Genomic DNA, 18,289 nt, shown 5'->3' with positions numbered 1-18,289 from the left:
GGTATTCTGATACGCGTCATTTTCGTGCTGTAGAGTATTTAATGTTATGGTTTAAACAATATGCTCGGGGCTCTGAGAGGCCTGGCGAAATTCTCCTGGCGTCTGACCGACTTTACGGCGAAACAGGTCCATAAAATAGGCTGCACTGTTGAACCCGCAGCGGTAGGCGATTTCCGTATTAGACAGGGGAGTTTCTGCCAGGAGTTCTCGGGCGCGCACCAGTTGCAGGCGAATAATCTCTGCCTTGGGAGAACGTCCCAGCAGTTTTCGAAATCGTCGTTCAAGTACGCGGCGTTCCAGATTTACCTGTTTCACAACGTCTTCCACCTGAATCTGCTGACAGGCATAGCGTCTGATATATTGAATCGCGGTTGCCAGTTCCGGATCTGTGACGGCCAATGAATCCGTCGAGTGCCGAGACACAACCCGGCGGGGAGGGATCAATGTCAGATCGGAAACCTGTTTATGATGCATGAATGAATCTAACACGGCGGCCGCCTGGTACCCCACCCGTTGCGGATCTACGTCGATGCTGCTCAGACGTTCGTCACTGAGCTGACAGAGAATATCGTCATTGCCAACTCCCAGTACCGCGACCTCTTCCGGAACGGAAATATTGTGTGTCTGACAGGTGTTCAAGACTTCCCGTCCTCGTGTATCGTTACAAGTGAAGAGTGCCAGTGGCTTGGGCAGGCTTTGTATCCAGCGGGCGATCTGTTCCTGTTCACGTTCCCAGGAAGGCCCCTCTTTTCCGCCTCCTCGTGGCGTAAACAACGCACATTCGGCTCCGGTCTCCTGAATTTGTTGCTGAAAATAAAGACAACGCTGATCCAGCATGGGACGCAGACCGGCACGAAATCCACATGCCGCAAATGACTGATAACCCCGGTCCAGAAAATACTGAACTGCCAATTTAGCGACCTGCTGATTATCAGGCGCTACAAAGGGAACTTTGGGTTTAGGAACAAGCTCTCCAAGCAGATCGATGGTGGGGACGCCAGACTGCTTTAACAGTCGTGCGGTTTTCGCAGTATCAATGAAAGCGATAATCCCGTCCCCATCCCAGGATGAGATCCAGGAAGGCGCCACTTGTCCGAAACCGCAGGGGCGATACAGAATCGACCAGGTTTCGTGTTCTTGAATATATTGCCAGACGCCGTGCAGAATTCCACGTCCGTACCCTCTCGACGTTTCCACAAGCAGCGCTACTCGCAAACGGTTCACAATGATGAGCCTTATTGTTTTAAATCAGTAAACTTCCGAAAGCAGTTGATATTATTTTATTTGTCAGTTCTGTTTGTAGAGACTGTCACCTGGAATAGCAAACCGATTATGCCCTTAAAATCAGAAGTCGCAAAAGTGAACATGTTATTCGCTATGTTGAATAGACGTCAGTTGCGTCAGCGACAATCATGGGAGTGCGGAATCAAGGCAGATCACCAGATTATATCAGACAGAGCATCGTTGATTCGTGTAGGATATAGGATAGACATTTATCAATTCAGTACAGGAGCAGTGACATTATTTGCAATTCTCTACGACGATTCATATTCCTGTCAATTTTGTTGGCGGGATGGTTCAACGTTTCCATACTCTTTGCGAAAGACCCTGCGATCGACAAACTGTTTCTCCTGGCAGGTCAGTCGAACATGGTTTCGCAGGGAACGCTCACCGAACTGCCGGATAACTTACAGCAACCACCGAAGAACGTTTATTTCTGGTCGAAAGGAAAATGGGTTCCCTATCATAATAAAGTTGATTATGTAGAACCCGGAAAGGAATTCGGTCCTGATTTAGCGATCGCTCATGAACTTTCACAGGCATATCCGGACCAGGATATTGGTCTGATCAAACATGCCAAAGGAGGCACAGCAATCAGACTTTGGCAGCCGCGCATGCCTCTGCTCAGGGGACTGTTTCAGAAACTGGATGACGCGCAAAAAGCCAGCGGGGGAGAAGTTGCTGCCCTGTTCTGGATGCAGGGGGAACGGGATGCCCGTTTCCATGAACCGGCATATGCAAAGAAATTCCGTAATCTGATTCAAGAGGTTCGCCGGAAGTCTGACCAGCCTGAATTACCGGTTATCTTCGGCCGGATCAGCAGGATCATTCCGCAACGGGAATCTACAGAGAATATCCGTCAGGCACAGCAGCAGGTTGCCGATGAAATGGCAAACGTGATCATGGTCGATACGGATTCATTGGAGCGGAAACCGGAGGAAATCACTGTTAACGGAAAGCCAACGACACTTCTGGCACATTATAGTTCCCGCGGGCAGATCGATCTGGGGACCCACCTGGCACAAGCATATTTAAAACTGGCATCGGCAACGGTCGACGATCCTCAATCACACTCTCTGGTGAAGCGATTATTAAAGGCGGAACCAAACGCTCAAGCCTGTTGCGAGAATGCAGCCCAGTTCGAAATTGCTCCCGTCAATCTCCCTTACAATCCCCAGGGAGACAACGACCATTATGGCTGGCCCGTAGCTACAAAGTCGGGGGATTCCCTGATTGTCGTTCATCGCGCCATGCCGGGACATAATGTGAATGTCGCGGGCAAAGCTGACGCCGATACCACCTATTCCGTGATTGTGCGTTCAACGGATGGAGGAAAAAAATGGTCTACACCTTACGATATACGGAACTGTATGCAGGCAGCAGACCGTAACCGTGGCGGTATGATCCCCCTGTCTCATCGTTACAAATTCGGCCCCAAAAATCTGAGTCCGCTCGGCTACAAAGTGCATCTGAATGCTGTTGGAACGACGCGGGACGGGGCGGTCATTCTGGTCTGTAATCATGGTGTCTTTCGTTCGGATGACGAGGGGAAATCCTGGCGTCATCTGAAAACCGCTTTTCGGGAAGACCATCATTCCGGTCCCATTGTTTACGTCGGCCCCAGGATCATTGACGATCCGAAACTAGGCCTGCTGTTGTTTGGACACCATACTCACTATAAAAATAATCGGCCTGGCAGCATTGTGAGGGAACTGGCACTCTATCAATCGAAAGATGGGGGCGAAAGCTGGAAAAACATCAGCATTCCTCTGCCCGACTGGTGCCATCAGGCCGAGCCCAATTTTGTCTTTCATCAGGGAGAATTTTATGGGCTGGCCCGGAATCAGACAACGCGCAATTTGATTCAGATGCGCGGCAAGCCTGGAGCGCCAATCGAAGTCAAAGAGACCAACATGATCAGTAAACGCTCGGTAGATACCTCCGACCTGATATTCAATCCCGTGACCGGAAACTTCGAAGCGGTGCAGTCAGACCGTAGCAGCATGTCAATCAATCTTTTCAGCATCGCACCCGAGAAATGGGAGACGGCAGTATGGAAAATGGAATGCCGACTGTTTGACCGCGAAGGTAAATTTTATGAGACAGCCGATGGCTTCCATACCGGAGGTTCCGTAGTCGATTTGAAAACCGGTGTGCAGCATGTCTTCTTTTATTCCGGTGCACCGGGCGGGCCTGCAGGCGTGTTTCGAATGACGCGGCCTCTCAAGACCACTCTGCTGACGACCGATCGCCAAACGGAAATACAAAAATGAATGCGCTCAGAAAAGAAAGTATTGCCCTGTGAATATTCCACGTCGCTCTTTTTTAAAGTCGTCACTGGCCTGTTCCCTACTGGGGGGCTATTCCACTTCGATTCTGCATGCAAAGGGAGAGTCGATTGGCAAGAATCGTCCACTCTTGAAGCCGGTGCATGATCAGATCGTCTGTCCCTGGATGCCCCACTTTCCCCGTCACGATCATCAGTTGATTTTTCCGTTGGATGACGAGCATCTGCTACTGGTCTGGTCGGAATACTACAGTCAATCGGAAAATCCGTCACAAAAAAAAGGCCACTCCGGTATTGGCGATCATGTAGCCTGTCAGATTACGTCCATGGTCTCAAAAGATAAAGGACGGACCTGGGGAGGGCGTCGGGGCATACAACCCAACGAATGGAAACACAATGTGAAGCATCCGAATCTGGTTCGGCTGTCTGAAAATGAAGTCTTGTTCTTTTACGTCGGCTGGGACAGTGCGAAACAGCGGAATGTGTACTGCCGACGTTCAACGGATAATTGCCAGACCTGGGGAGAGCAGCGTCAAATTTCCGAATCGGGGTGGTACTGCTGTAATGCCGACCATGCACTGAGACTGAGTACCGGTCGTGTGATCGTTCCCGCGCATGGACCGTTCGCAGAAAAATACATTGGGGGCACTGCCTATAAAGGAGGAAATCTGCATTCGTTCGTCTTTTATTCAGATGACGGATTTCGCACCTGGAAGCGAAGTGTCGACAGTATGACGGCGAAGGGACGCGGCTGTCATGAACCGGCGATTGTTGAGTTGAAAGACGGTCGTCTGTTGTGTTTTCTGCGCAATACAAACCAGAGACTTTATCAGAGTATTTCCGAGGATGGCGGTGTGCACTGGAGCACTCCCGAGCCGTCAGAGCTCCCCGCACCCGAAGCACCTCCGCTCGTCAAACGGATTCCCAAGACCGGCGATCTGTTGCTGATCTGGAATAATGTGGCCTCACCTTCAAACTGGCCACGTACGCCGTTGACCACAGCGATTTCTCAGGATGAGGGAAAAACCTGGAAGTACTTCAAGGATATCGAAAACCAGTCTTCGGTAGACGCATCCTATCCCTCGGTGACGTTTGTTGGTGATGAAGCACTAGTCGCCTACTATTCCCGTTCCACCAAGTGGAAACGCGATTCGGAAATTACTCTGCGGATTTATAAAATCGAGCAGTTTTATGCCTGACGAGAGACAAAATTAGTCACTCAGTACGAACAGACATTTTGCCATTTAGATTGTTGACCGTTCACTTCTGCCCCGGGCCACTTGCTTATGGTTCGTGGTAATACCTGATCTTTTACGCGGTCTAGTCGGGATGACAAGATTTGAACTTGCGACCTCTGCGTCCCGAACGCAGCGCTCTACCAGGCTGAGCCACATCCCGCTGTGACTCTCATTCTAACAAGACGGCTTTTAGAATCAACGCAGGAGAGGGGAATCCTGTTTCCTCTTTTTGAACATTGTGCTGTGATCGCAGGGGTTACTGTTCGGTTGATTTTTAAGCAATCTTCCAGATTTCTCTGGAGGTTTACTATGACATCAACCTCGTCTCGTCTGCGTTGATTTGGCTTGTTTTAGTAGGGTTGTACTACGGGAGCACCGGCTGTAGCCGGTTGTTCGGAAGGGTAATGAGCCGGGTCGACATTGATCGGTTCAGGAGAAGCCGCCATCGCCGGGACTCCCAGTTGAACCGGCTGACCTGCCACACCAGGAGCGACCAGCATTGGTTGAGACGCCATTGATTGACTGGATAATGCGGACGCATGGCTCATCTGTGGGGCATTCATCATAGCGATAGTACCTGTTGAGCCGCCGTTGGTGTATGTGGGCAGGGGGTGTGTATAGCTGGCCTGGGCTGTGCGAGTCTGGTAACGGAACAGACTATTACCATTGCCTACCGGCCCATGCTCCCAGCCTTTTGCTACAATGCGATTTTGTGGGCTGGTCGTTGAATATGGTTTTTTAATGGAAGCAATCCGCGACTGGACCTGTGGCTGGTACCATTCCGAATTCAAGGATTGTTTATACATGGCCAGTGCTTCGTCTGAGCGACCGGATTGCTGATACACCTGACCTAAATGTGCAAGCACTTTAGGATGATTGGGGTCGACGTTCGAGGCGGCTTTCAGCGACTGTTCGGCTCCAGAAAGATCCCCTGACTGCTCGAGCATCCAAGCCATTTCGAGATGCGATTCTGCGATATAAGGTTGAGTGTCCCGCCATGCCGTGATGTGCTGTGCTGCTTCCTGTTGACGACCTTGACTGATCATTAACTCGGCCAATCCGTGGTGAGAAGGTTGATGCGAGGGGTCAAGGCGTAATGCGTTGCGGTAGGTCTGTTCGGCACCTGCCAGATCTCCTTCTTTTTCCATAACCACGGCCAGATTGTGGACATAGTCTGGATTGCCAGGATTGTCGGCAATGGCACGGGTGAACGCGGCATGTGCCTGAGCATATTCACCACGCTGGTAGTATCCATTTCCCATTTCATTACTGGCGACACCATGCATTGAATTGCATCCGGTAAATCCCAGTATGCCTAGAGAAAATAAAACGGCGAAGTTGCTGATAAATGAAAGTTTGATCCGAGTTGAGTGCATCGTGCACATCTCCATGGTTTGTAAGCATGTCTTCAGAATCCGTTGCTGAAGTTTATGCTGCCGGAAAATGGTTTGGAGAGTTTTGAGTTGATGATTTGTTTTTATTTTGAAATGAGAATGAGGTGTGTGTGGGGGAAGATATCAATCCTCTAAAATTGCAGCAAGAGGAATTTGAAGTTTTTCGCTGAAATTCTGTTGTGAATTAAAAAATGATGGAGTGGCTAAGCTTATTCTATAATGAGACATAGAGCGAATTTAATCATCCACTACCTCAGGGCCACGCAGGATAGGCGTGGCTCTATTGCGGAGGGGTTACAGGCTTGGCTGGGGGAGCAGGCAGGCCTTCTTTGGGCTCGACCAAGGCGCCATGTTTTTCGATATGAGAAAACCAGCGTCGGGCTGTGGCGCGTCGTTGTGTTGGTGTGGCAATCGCAGAATAATCGATCTCGCGGCCTGTCAGTTGATTGATATAGTTGAAGGCCAGTTCTCGGACCGCAACGTGATTGTGCTCCAGCCATTCGACAAGTCTGCCTGAGATGAATCGATCCTGAGCGTCTTCGGACTGGAATCCCCATAACAGCCGCTCCATAATTTCAGCCAATGCGGGGGAAAACTGCTTTTGTAATGCTTCTTTCAGTAAGTCCCCGTTTTTCGGATCTCGTGGCAGCCAGTTTCGGATACCGTTGATGGCAGCAATGCGAGATTCGTGGTGGTCTACTTCATCAAGGACTTTAACCAGTTCCTGATAACGATTGGTTAGTGCCAGTGATTTGGTTGCCAGGTCGGAAATGTTGGGCTTCAAATCTTTTGTGATGGCAGGCATTGTCAGTGAGACGAGTTGGTCGTCGTTGAGTTCTTTGACAAACGAAGCAGTCAGGCGACGTGAAAGATATGAATTGTCTTTATAGTCCGGTTCGACCCAGTGGGGAACACGTAGCGGTTTGGATTTATGGGACGGATTGATCATGCCGGCAGCGCGATCTTTCGCTGAGAGCGACATCCACTGGCCAGCGTCGATGGTATGTACTTTCCCTTTTCCATCAGAGAAGCGTATCATTCCGGAATAGGTGTAAAGAGTGCCCGTATAATTAGCAGAGCCGAGCGTTTCATCTGGTTTGGTTGGCTGGACAGGATCAATTTCAATACCGCATACGCTGTCCCTGGTGACGAGTTCAATTCGCCAGAGTTCGTCGTTTACTTTGATTGATAACGTAGGACCTGCGGCATCTTTTGCATCATTCAAACCTCGCGATGCTTCAATTCGGAGTCGGCCTTCCTGAATTTGAAACCCCATTTCGGCTGCTTTATTTTTTCCGATATACGTGACTGCGGTGCCTGGAAGGAGTACCACTTTACAGAAAGCCTGAGGAATATTAATTCGTGCAGTGAATGGTTCCGGGGATGCGACTGTTGAGTCGACCTGAATTGGACTGACCTTGGAAAGGATGACCCAGTCATTTTTGTCTGCCAGTTCGTGTTTTTTATCAACGCTGGCCAGAAAAAAACCATCTTCTGACTCAATTTGAGCGGCTGGTGCTTGTAAGGCGGCATCTGCCAACTCAATTTTTGGTGGTTGTGATTCTTTGGGTTTCTCGCTGGCTGTCGTCATGGCGACTGTTTTATTATCGGGAGCCGTTGTCGTCGGAGACGGCGTTTCTGGTGTTTTTCCATTTTGTGTTGCTGGGGGAGTTGCTGGTAGCAGATTTGCGACTGGTGGTTCTGCGGGAACGACTTTTGAAGCCGCACCATTTTCCGCGTCGGCTGGTGGTGGTGCATCGAATGCTGGCGGTTTGGTATTCATGGCAAGAGCCTCGCCCTTCGGTTCCGTCTTAGCATTAGTGGGTTTGGCTATCGGTTGTTCTTCTGGCAGCTCTGGAGCCGCTGGTTCTACCGTCTCAGGTTGAGTTGCGGGGCCGGTTTGTTTGTTGACAGCGGCAAGATCGACTTCCTGATTTTCGGGAAGGTTGTTTGCTTGTTGTGATTGAGTGTCACGCCCTGAGAAAAGGTCTGGGAAAAATGTTTCGTCTCCAAAGAAGAGGCCTGCCCAGACAACACCGGCAAGCAGGACCAGAAAGTAGGGGGTAAAGCGTTTCCAGAGTGGTTTGGTTTTCAGGTAATCCGGGATGCGAGAAGAAAATGGTTCGACGTCATTTGCTGGTATGGTCTGTTGGCTCGCCGTGCCGGTAGCTTTAAGAGGCGTTTGCGCAGTCTGTTCGAATGATTCTGACGGCACAGTACTCTGATCTGTTTCACTCGGAGGGGCCAGGCTGTGGTCAACAGAAACCGGGCCCAGTGCATAGATGCGGTCTCTTGTGTTTGGGTTGATGGTCGCTGGTTCTCCCAGAACCAATGTCAGGATTTGATGCGAGGCTGCTACTTCAACCAGGTTTACATCCGAATTCAAGCAGATTTTTTCTACGTCGGCCACGCTTTCTGGTGACAGCGTGTTGTCCAGATATTCGGCAATCGAATTCGGGTCGGGGCTGGAGCCGGGGCCTTCTACTTCAGGGGCTGTCAGGCGACGTCTGCGCAGAACATCTTTAATTCGTTCAACAAGCGAGGATGCATAGCTGCTTTCTTCTAACTTCTGACCAATCTCTTTGATTTGAGTTGGTTCAAGGACATCATCAAGATAAGCAATCAAGGTTCGCAGAGTTAAACGCATGGGGCACCATCGTCTTTATAGTATAGGAATCCGAGAAAAACGGCCTCTACCATAGTTAGTGCCCCAACAGGCTGAATTCCGTACAGAAAATGTCTCCGAATTTTAAAAAATGCCAGAATAAATCTGTTCGGATGCGACACAAGTCACGTGAGTGTTGATGTTTAGGCACTCAGTTGGCTTTGGGAGAGGTAGGCTTGTTTTTTTGAGCCGCTTGCTGCTCCGGCCCCTGGATGATCAGTGGGACATAGAGTTCGGGGAAGTCGATGTCGTTTGTCTTGATGACAATCAGACCATTATGTTTTCCCGGGGGGACAACGTCTTCCACAATCACTTCCAGCTTTTGTTGACGCAGTCCGTCTTTCTGTTCTAACTTGCCGAGCTCTACTTTAGCGTATTTGGAAGTGCTTTTTACGCTGACGATTTCAAAACCTTTACCGGATCGATAGTCGGAGACCGTTATCGGGTGAATTGTACGACCTGGTGTGAATTGGTAAATGACCAGCGCTTTGGGTTTTACCACGAGCCTGCGAATGGGAAGTTCCAGTTTCAGTGTCAGTCTGGTTGTTCGTTCCTGAGTATCCTCATAGCGAAAATCAACAAAGTACTCTTTCTGGCCGGGAGATTCTCCGGCGGTTTCCATTTTCAGCTGAAACTCTCCGACTTCATTCGGAGCATATACTTTCTTATCCAGTTGCGGATTCAGACAGCCACAACTGGGGATGAGTTCTTTGACCGTAACAGTCTGGTCGCTGAGATTTTTGAAGCGAAAGCGGGCACCAACCGTACGCGCTGTTTCTTTCACCAGACCGGTATCTACCAGATACGTTTCAAATGCCAGAGCGGGTTTCGGTTTCCCGGCGAGTGATGTTTGAACGCGAGAACCAGTTCCGTGTGTGATGATAGCAATCGCGAACGGCAAAATAGCTAGACTAAGTAGAGTGCGTCTGGTCCATTTTGATTTTGTGATTTTATCGCGCATGGCTTCCGTGCCCGTTAAATATTGATCTGGAGACTGAAATTTCTAACAGGGCGTATGATTAGCACAAGACGGTATTTAGAGCAAGACCGTCTTGTTGATGCATCCTGTTTTACATCTCAAGTTTCCAGTGTCGAGGAAACTTCGGTATTTCCCGCGTTCGATTTCAGGCTACTCATTAAGAGTAATCCGAATAACATGATACCCGCACCTATCCAATAGGGGGAAGTGATACTTCCGTGAATGAACTCGTTTTGTGTTCCTTTAAACAGAATGATTCCCGCCAGTGGACCAAGGATACGAGCCAACGCTGAGATACTCTGTCCGACTCCTAAGACGCCCCCTTGCTGGTCTTCTGAGGTGTTCAGAGATAGTAGCGACTGTAGAGAGGGAGTGGTTGCAGAAAATCCGATGACAGAGATAGGCAGGACGGCATACAACAGAGTGTACGAGCCGGAATTACCGGCTACTCCGATCAAGAGCAGGCCAGCTACCATCAAGACGATCCCAGCCAGACCCATACGGTATTCGCCGACTTTGGGTATCAAGCTTCTCACCAGAAATCCCTGGCTGAGCGTTAAGATGAAACCGATGTAAGCGAAGATGAAAAAGTTGCTGCGGGCCGCAAATCCGAGTTCTTGCGTCAGCAGGGAGAGTGTTGATTCAAACTGGGCAAACGCAAATGTGGTTAAAAAACTGGTGAGCAGGATTAAACCGATGCGTGGACGGGAAAGTGCATGCCGAAAGCTGGCGACATCAAACCAGTGACGCCGTTTCGCTAGTAATTCGGCCGATTGTTTATTGAGTGACTCCGGCAGTTTGAATATGGAGAGCAGGGCGGCCATTCCGGAAAGCACGCAGGCGACATAGCCAGGGGCTGCACTGGGAGTCGCGCCGGTTTCAGCAGAGACAAACGCAGCGCCGATTAACGGACCAAAGGTAAATCCGATTCCAAAAGCCGCACCGATGAGCGCCATCCCTTTGCCGCGTTCTTTCGGTCCAGTGATATCTGCGATATAGGCCTGGGCTGTGGGAATTGTGGCACCGGCGATTCCGGCACCAATGCGCGTGATGAACAACCACGACAAAGCGCCAATGCCCAGAAACATACCTTCTTTGCCCAGTGATGTCGCAAAGCCGAACATGCCGTAAAAGACGGTGGAGCCTAATAATCCCAGGATCAGAATCGGACGACGGCCGACGCGGTCAGAAATGCGTCCCCAGATGGGCGCGAAGATAAACTGCATCGCAGAAAACGATGCCATCAGCAGTCCCAGTGTGCCGCCACCTGCTTCAAAGTGTTCTCCGTACCGAGGCAGAAGAGGTAAAACGATTCCAAAACCGAGCAAATCGATAAAGACAGTAACAAAGATGAGAAACAGGCCTGCCTTGCGTCCTTCCGACACGTGGGTCCCCTTTAAACTTGTGATCGGGTGTAACTAAAAGAAACAATGCCGAGGATGAGTTTCCTCGGCATTGCTGAATCATGATCGAATTAGACTTTGAATACAATAGACAACGATTAAGCCGTCTTGTCTGCAAAATCATCTTCGGGAGTGGCTGGGTTATCAGGATCAAACCATTCTGGTTTGAACTCAATCCGAATTTTGTGCTTCATGGCCAGGTTGGAAGTCAGGGCCATAATGGCATCAGCCATCGCAACTGTTCCGTTACACTTCAGGCCGCCTTCATAAGGGCCTTTGAAGTTGTTGGTGCGAATACAGTGAGCGAAATGTTCCATTTCTTCTGTATACCCGCGGCTGATTTTATCACCAATTGCCTGGTTGACGTCAGAAGCGGCTGCAGAAGGTGCGGTCGTTTCATAGGCATCCAGGACCGGGCCACTACCATCGCTGGAGTTGATGACCCACAGACGTTGATCTGGACCACCGCCACCAGTAGAGGGGCTGGATTCTTTGAAGAGCAGTGCTTCCTTTTCTGTCTTCATGATCAATGTACCCCGGCTTCCCAGAACGGTCTCACCGTAAGGCTCCCAGCGGTTGGTATTGATTGAAGAATAGGTCACGATGCAGATATCACGTGGATTCGTTTCGGGATCGTAGTGGGGACCAGGGAACTCGAAGGTGACGTAAACGTGGTCATCGATTTCTCGGTCATCTGCCTGTTTGTCCTTGGAACCGATTCCTTTGACACCGTAGAAGTTTTTCCCGCCATAACCTTGAACGGCCAGGGGATGAACTTTGCCCAGGAAGATACTGCAGGCATCGAGTTGGTGACTTCCCAGTTCGGCCATCAGGCCGCCACCAGTTTTGTTGTAGAGTCGCCAGTTAACGAGTTCGTCCATGTTGTCATAACCGAATTCTTGGACTTTTTCTTCCAGTGCTGCTACATCTTCTTTAGGGACGCTCTTGCGCCAGCTGTCACGTCCGGGGAAGCTGTTATTGCGATGCCATTGAGCGCGGATGTGACGAATGTCGCCGAGCTCGCCTCGTTTGACGATCTCGTTAGCATTGTCATAGAGCACACTGTAATGACGCTGGTGGCCGACGGCCAGCAGCAGTTTCTTTTCGCGCGCTTTTTTGATGAGTTCTTTGCACTCGGTAATATTGTGTGCCATCAGTTTTTCAGAAAGCACATGCAAACCGGCGTCAAGAGCCGCCATGGCAATGGGAGCATGCTGGCTCAAGGGGACGGCGATCACAACTGCTTCCAGGCCGAGTTGATCTTTGGCGGCAATCAGTTTTTTATGATCGTCAAACTGTTTGATCTTCGATGCTTTTTCCTGCCCCAGTTTTTCGATCAGACCGACCCGGTGTTCGTTGCCGTGTCCGTGGAATGCTTTGTGGCGATTCGTGGGACGCAGATCAGCGATCGCGACGATTTCCATATATTCAGGCGGATGTTGTGTGATCAGTACGCTGCCTTCATCGCCGGTTCCGATGAAACCTACTTTGACTGGTTCGCCTTTGAGTTTCTCATACCCAAAATAGGCAGCACCCAAGCCTGTCGTTGCAGCAGCTGCGGTCGTGATAAAATCGCGACGTGTAAATGCAACAGCTTCATTAAAGTTGTCTTTGCCAATTTGTTCCTGTTCAGGGGTTAATTGCATATTTTTTCTCCTGATACGCGACACGTATCGATTTCCGGTAGGGAGGAATGAATTACTCAATTATAGGCGGGAAACAAGGTATTTGTTAGATGTATCCTCATTTCCTACGAAAATTTCAGATGAATCAGTGAGTTTACTTTGTCGTTTTTTTCTTTTTGTGGAAAAAGCGATAAACAAGGCCATCAATTCCGAACCAGGTCCCTGTTGGCAGGGCAGCAATGGCCAGCAGTGCGATGACTTCGATCAGATTTTTATTAACGATAAAACTGTGTTCAGGTCCTGGTGCTTCAGGAACTCCCGGCCAAGGTGGCATGACGAGATAGAATGAGAGCAGCATTCCAGCGGCAGCGATTGCGGCGATTCGGGTGCCAAAACCGACCAGGAGTAACCCCCCCAGAATCGTCAGGGCGGCAATCGTCATCATATTGATGCGATGGATTTCGGTATCTTCGTGAGGGATCGGGCCTGCGGCCAGCTGTTCCGGAGTGAGGAGCTTATTGGCTTCGGTTTCCATTTCATCTTCCAACGCCCGAATTGGATTGACAAGGTCGGCTTTCATCTGCTGGGTTTCCGACCAGATTTTATTGAGATGATCAACTTTGTAAGCCTGGTCCGCCTTCGCCAGTTTTTCTTCGTAACGATCCAGGGCAAGCTTGTATTGTTCAATTTTACCGATGCGTCTGCCGTCGATTGTGCCTTCCTGTTTCACATTGATTTCGCCGGCCAATTCCGGATTGCCTCTCAGTGATGCCTGCATTTTCTCTATATAACTTAAGCGGGCAGAGCGGGCGTAAACTTTTTCGACTGCTTCATAAAATTCCCGATCCAGGGCAGTTCCGCCTTCCAGTTTTCCGTTGTCACCTTTTTTGACAGGCACCATTGACTGTAGACGTTGTTTTTCTGCCGGGGTCAAGTGTTTCTGTCCGTCTACGATGAGCAGCTTTCGTTTGGGGTCATATTTCACAACACCTCCCAGGCTGCCTCTGAATTCGACTTCAGGCGGTAATGCACTCAGTTTCGCTGCGAAATACTTACTTCCATGAACCATTTGATTCAGTTTTGATTTTTGTGCATCCGTCAGATTGGGATAATGATTCAGGAATCGTTGTTCCCATGCCGTCCACTTGGCTTTAACTTTTTCTGCGTCCAGCCAGTTCAAGTCATTGGGATCGCCGGTCATGCTGCGGAAGTGATCGCGGAACGGACCTTTGGCATTATTCAGATAGCCGGCTGCCGTCCAGGGTCTGGTAGAGCTTAAGCTGTCAATCTTCCAGAGGCCCTCGTACAGCAGTTGCCAGCCGATACTGAGTCGTAATACAACAATGAACAGGATCGCAATCCCTGTGATTTTCTTTAAGTCTTTCACTCTTAAACCCTTTATTGTTTTAAGGGGATTTCAATATTTTGTTTCGTCTTATCTGTTTTCGGGAGACACTTGCTTCACTGCTTGCTGTTTCCGCATGAAGTCAATTCCAGTTGTCTTGTGCTCCGTGATCTCACAACGCCGTTTTGTTGTTGAGCAGAACTCAAGAAAGAAACACGTTTGTTATGTGATTCCTGTCTTAAAAGAACACGGTCTCTGGCGTAGATCTCACTTGAACTCTGTAGTAATCGGTTCGGAACACTTGGTAAAGTGCAGCAGAATCGACACCGAGAACAGAGACGTTCTTTCAATATTCCTTTATAGCGATAAATCATTGTGACAACAATTGGTCGCGATCCAGGAACAGAAACTCATTCGGAATTCCGCGAATTACCGGTGAGAGTTTTCGACCTTGGGTGGGTGGTGGAATTAAAATCGTACCGACTTCACTATGATTATCGCAATACTCCAAGGCCTTTTCGATCCCGATTACGTAAAAAGCCGTCGAAAGTGCATCGGCTAAAGCGGCATGAGGGGCGATAACCGTTACAGACAGTAATTCTGAGACCGGCCAGCCAGTTCGTGGATCCAGAATGTGACCATAGCGTTTTCCATCATGGCGAAAATGCTGTACTGAAGATCCACTGGTCGACATGGAGGTATTTTGCAGTAAAACCGTCCCCAGACGCTGGTTGGTAAACAGCGGATTTTTGATGCCGATGGGCCAACCGGGAAGCTGATTATGTGTGCCTCGGGCGAGAATGCTGCTGAAACCGCCATAAAACAGCCAGTTTTCCAGTTCTTGTTCTGTCAAAAACTGTCCTGCAATATCGAGGGCATAGCCTTTTCCGATGCCGCCCAGATTGAGTTCGTTTTCAGGCGAACGAAATTGAATCGTTTGTTTGGAATTGTCAAATTCAAATTGGTCAATGCCGGTATGTTGAAGGCAGTTGTCGATTTCCTGTTGGGAAGGGATGCGTCCCTGCTGTCGACACTCTCTCCAGAGTGTGATTAAAGGGCCCGAAGAAGGGTCGAAACTACCGGCGGTATCCAGGCAAATTTGACGAGCCTGGTCAAGAATTTCGAAGAGTCGGGGATCCATACTCACCGGACCAGCGGCCGCCGTAGAATTCACACGCGACATTTCGCTGTCATTTTTGTAAACCGTCATGAGCTGCTCGAGCTCATGCAGCATGTCCAGTGCATCCGAGGCGTGCATGACCTGTGGGTCAGGGCTGGGGTTCATTACGACGGCAAACTCAGTTGCCATGGCTCGTGTGCTCAAGCGAATGGTAGAGCCACCGGTCGGTGCTGCGAAGTCTTCCGTCGCGTCATTCAGGTAGTTCGCTAACTGGTCTCCGGCTTGCTCCGCGGCTTGTTTTAGAACGCGACCCGTCAGGAAATCACGACGATTGCTGTTCGTTTTTTTCTCAGACATAAGCGCAGCTTGAAATCATGTAGATTACCGGAGCGTATTTGCGGTGCAGACAGTCACTCGCTCCTGGCAAGTGACTGCTTTTTCGCCGGTTTAAGTTCGCTCAAGCAAAGGAAGTAAAATAAGGCACGGACGCAGCCCGTTCTTTGATTTCAGACTCACTCTTCAACAACTGTGCCAGGAAGTCATAAGTACCTGAAATCAAGGCAGACCGTGCATTTTCGGGTAATGTGCAATCGAATTCCTGGTCGCCGCAGCGGATTTTCATTGTAGTCAGATCCACTGTGAGTTCCTGGTCTGGATGGTCCTGGATTTCACGATTCAAGACTTCCAGTGTTTCGCGCGGGGCGCAGACAGCGGGAACTCCCAGTGAAGTGCAGTTTCCGAAAAAGATTTCAGCATAGGATTCGGCGATAATGGCCTTGATTCCCCAGCGAATCAGTGACTGGGGGGCATGTTCGCGTGATGAACCACAGCCGAAGTTACGGCCACCAAGCAGGATTGAGGCATTTTGATATTGTGGTTTATCAAAGGGGTGATCCGGGTCTTGTATGCGATCATCTTCGAAGGCGTGTTCTCCCAGTCCTTCAAAGGTAACGCAACGTAAAAACCGTGCTGGGATGATGCGGTCTGTATCAATGTCATCCAGTAAGAGTGGGATGCCAGTTCCAGTGATGCTTTCGATTTTTGTCATTGATCTGTCTTTGTCGTTTTATTCTATGATAGTGCGATTGGTTTCAGGTGAAGCGGTTTTAAGCCGTGACGGCGCTCAGCATTTCTCGTACATCGGTTACACAACCATTGATGGCAGCTGCGGCGACCATGGTGGGGCTCATCAGTAGCGTTCGTCCAGTCGGGCTGCCTTGTCGGCCTTTGAAATTCCGGTTGCTGGATGAGGCACATAATTCGTTCCCGACCAGTTTATCCGGGTTCATTGCCAGACACATCGAGCAACCGGCCTCGCGCCATTCAAAGCCGGCATCGATAAAGATTTTATCGAGACCTTCTTCCATGGCCTGCTTACGAACGAGCTGTGAACCAGGCACAACCAGCGCTTTAACGTGATCAGAGACTTGGCGTCCTTCAACGACTTTCGCTGCTTCTCTGAGGTCGGAAATTCGTGAGTTTGTACAGGAACCGATGAAAGCAACATCGATTTTCTGCCCTTTAATCGGCTGGTTTTCTTCGAGTTCCATATAGCGAAACGCCTCTTTGATCAACGTTTGCTCGTCTTCCGGATAGCTGGAAATGGGAGCCAGATTCTCGGAGACACCGACAGACTGAGCAGGGGTGATTCCCCAAGTGACCGTAGGTTCGATATCGGCTGCATCGAATTCAACCACATCATCAAACTGGGCATCCGGGCCGGACGCCAGGCTGAGCCACCATTCTGCTGCTTTGTCGAATGCTGCTCCCTTGGGACTAAACGGGCGGCCTTCGAGGTAATCGATGGTGGTCTGGTCGGGGTTAATGTAACCACAGCGAGCTCCCCCTTCGATACTCATGTTACAGACGGTCATTCGTTCTTCCATCGACATGCGGTCGAAGACGTCACCGGCATATTCGTAGGCATAGCCAACGCCACCTTGAACGCCTAATTTGCGAATGATGTAAAGTGTTACATCTTTAGCAGTTACGCCTGGACCCAATTCGCCGTTGACTTTAACCTGTCGTACATTAGGACGTCCCAGTGCCATGGTCTGTGTGGCGAGGACATGGGCGACCTGGCTTGTTCCGATTCCCAAAGCAATCGAGCCAAACGCACCATGCGTACTCGTATGGCTGTCACCACAGACAATGGTCATTCCAGGCTGGGTGAGACCTTGCTCAGGACCGACTACATGGACGATTCCCTGGCGGACATCATCGACATCCAGCAGCGTGATGCCAAACTCTCGACAGTTCTTTTCGATGGCGGACATCATCTGCTCTGCGAGATTGTCTTCGAACGGACGTGCCTGGTTTTGTGTAGGCACAATGTGATCCACGGTTGCCATGGTTCGTTCCGGGAACATGACTTTCAGATCACGGTCACGCAGCATTTCAAATGCCTGGGGGCTGGTGACTTCATGAATCAGGTGTAAACCAATTAGTAACTGGTCCTGGCCAGAATCAAGGGTTTTGACTGTGTGTAAGTCCCAAACTTTATCGAACAGGTTTTTTGTGTTACTCATCTTTTTCTTTATTTCGTTCCAACTCGTAGTTTACAGACTGAAGACAATTCAGCTGCGATGATGTTTGATTGCCAGATATGTTGGTGTGACACAATGGCAGCGTCAACGGTTCCTGTGTACTTATGGGCACGTTTCTTCCGGGGGGGAAGATTGCAACCAGGAAATATACACGATTCGCTTGCTTAATATAAGGAATCCAAACCTGACAAATCCAAAAAAGCAGTGGCAATGATCACGTGGACTCAAAATAATCCACAGAATCCACCAGACTCACTGCAATGACTCATGACATTATTGCAAATTTGTCAGCAATTTGTTTAACATTGTAGGAATTTTGTGGAGTAAAAGGAGCAAGAATTTTAAAAAGGTGTGCTGGAACCGTTGTGTAATGTTCAGACAGCTTTTAAACTCCACGGCTTGATGC

The 18,289-nt window shown here is 49.6% G+C and carries 12 protein-coding genes and 1 tRNA gene; 2 read left to right on the top strand and 11 right to left on the bottom strand.

Annotated elements, in window-relative coordinates; genetic code table 11:
* Positions 1-51: 51 nt before the first annotated feature.
* Complete coding sequence (locus Enr17x_RS15450; RefSeq protein ID WP_145310210.1) at positions 52-1,224, bottom strand: AraC family transcriptional regulator; 1,173 nt, start codon at positions 1,222-1,224, stop codon at positions 52-54.
* A 338-nt stretch (positions 1,225-1,562) separates the two neighbouring features.
* On the opposite strand from Enr17x_RS15450, the gene Enr17x_RS15445 reads away from it, so the two are divergent.
* Both Enr17x_RS15445 and Enr17x_RS15440 read left to right on the top strand, forming a co-directional pair.
* Entirely contained in the window at positions 1,563-3,554 is a 1,992-nt protein-coding gene (locus Enr17x_RS15445; RefSeq protein ID WP_315852992.1) for a sialate O-acetylesterase, read from the top strand.
* Positions 3,555-3,582: 28 nt separating this feature from the next.
* Positions 3,583-4,767 (top strand): sialidase family protein, encoded by a 1,185-nt coding sequence (locus Enr17x_RS15440; protein WP_145310206.1) that lies wholly within the window; start codon positions 3,583-3,585, stop codon positions 4,765-4,767.
* Between the two features lie 125 nt (positions 4,768-4,892).
* Here Enr17x_RS15440 and Enr17x_RS15435 read toward each other — a convergent pair.
* From Enr17x_RS15435 to leuC, 10 genes are all read right to left on the bottom strand, one after another.
* Positions 4,893-4,966 (bottom strand) — tRNA-Pro (locus tag Enr17x_RS15435).
* Positions 4,967-5,156: 190 nt separating this feature from the next.
* The gene (locus Enr17x_RS15430) at positions 5,157-6,182 is read right to left on the bottom strand and encodes a tetratricopeptide repeat protein (RefSeq protein ID WP_198000591.1); all 1,026 of its coding nucleotides are present in this window, start codon (positions 6,180-6,182) and stop codon (positions 5,157-5,159) included.
* 298 nt (positions 6,183-6,480) lie between these two features.
* Positions 6,481-8,847, bottom strand: a complete 2,367-nt coding sequence (locus Enr17x_RS15425) for a hypothetical protein (protein WP_145310202.1) — start codon at positions 8,845-8,847, stop codon at positions 6,481-6,483.
* Between the two features lie 169 nt (positions 8,848-9,016).
* A complete protein-coding gene (locus tag Enr17x_RS15420; RefSeq protein ID WP_145310200.1) occupies positions 9,017-9,826 on the bottom strand; it encodes a DUF1573 domain-containing protein in 810 nt (269 codons plus the stop codon).
* Between the two features lie 116 nt (positions 9,827-9,942).
* Positions 9,943-11,229, bottom strand: a complete 1,287-nt coding sequence (locus tag Enr17x_RS15415) for an MFS transporter (protein ID WP_145310197.1) — start codon at positions 11,227-11,229, stop codon at positions 9,943-9,945.
* 116 nt (positions 11,230-11,345) lie between these two features.
* Entirely contained in the window at positions 11,346-12,893 is a 1,548-nt protein-coding gene (locus Enr17x_RS15410; protein WP_145310195.1) for a Gfo/Idh/MocA family protein, read from the bottom strand.
* Between the two features lie 133 nt (positions 12,894-13,026).
* A complete protein-coding gene (locus tag Enr17x_RS15405) occupies positions 13,027-14,259 on the bottom strand; it encodes a hypothetical protein (protein WP_145310193.1) in 1,233 nt (410 codons plus the stop codon).
* A 328-nt stretch (positions 14,260-14,587) separates the two neighbouring features.
* A complete protein-coding gene (locus Enr17x_RS15400) occupies positions 14,588-15,694 on the bottom strand; it encodes an FAD:protein FMN transferase (protein WP_145310192.1) in 1,107 nt (368 codons plus the stop codon).
* Positions 15,695-15,794: 100 nt separating this feature from the next.
* Positions 15,795-16,385 (bottom strand): 3-isopropylmalate dehydratase small subunit, encoded by a 591-nt coding sequence (gene leuD / locus Enr17x_RS15395; RefSeq protein ID WP_145310190.1) that lies wholly within the window; start codon positions 16,383-16,385, stop codon positions 15,795-15,797.
* 58 nt (positions 16,386-16,443) lie between these two features.
* The gene (gene leuC, locus Enr17x_RS15390) at positions 16,444-17,865 is read right to left on the bottom strand and encodes a 3-isopropylmalate dehydratase large subunit (protein ID WP_145310188.1); all 1,422 of its coding nucleotides are present in this window, start codon (positions 17,863-17,865) and stop codon (positions 16,444-16,446) included.
* Between the last annotated feature and the right edge of the window lie 424 nt (positions 17,866-18,289).

Source organism: Gimesia fumaroli (assembly GCF_007754425.1).
GTDB classification, from domain to species: domain Bacteria; phylum Planctomycetota; class Planctomycetia; order Planctomycetales; family Planctomycetaceae; genus Gimesia; species Gimesia fumaroli.
The sequence above is the reverse complement of the archived record's forward strand: the minus strand, read 5'-3'. Positions and strand labels throughout refer to the sequence as shown.

Coding starts and splice junctions, on each gene's coding strand:
- Enr17x_RS15430 (WP_198000591.1), bottom strand. CDS start 6,182: ATGCACTCAACTCGGATCAAACTTTCATTTATCAGCAACTTCGCCGTT.
- Enr17x_RS15425 (WP_145310202.1), bottom strand. CDS start 8,847: ATGCGTTTAACTCTGCGAACCTTGATTGCTTATCTTGATGATGTCCTT.
- Enr17x_RS15420 (WP_145310200.1), bottom strand. CDS start 9,826: ATGCGCGATAAAATCACAAAATCAAAATGGACCAGACGCACTCTACTT.
- Enr17x_RS15410 (WP_145310195.1), bottom strand. CDS start 12,893: ATGCAATTAACCCCTGAACAGGAACAAATTGGCAAAGACAACTTTAAT.
- Enr17x_RS15400 (WP_145310192.1), bottom strand. CDS start 15,694: ATGTCTGAGAAAAAAACGAACAGCAATCGTCGTGATTTCCTGACGGGT.
- leuD (WP_145310190.1), bottom strand. CDS start 16,385: ATGACAAAAATCGAAAGCATCACTGGAACTGGCATCCCACTCTTACTG.
- leuC (WP_145310188.1), bottom strand. CDS start 17,865: ATGAGTAACACAAAAAACCTGTTCGATAAAGTTTGGGACTTACACACA.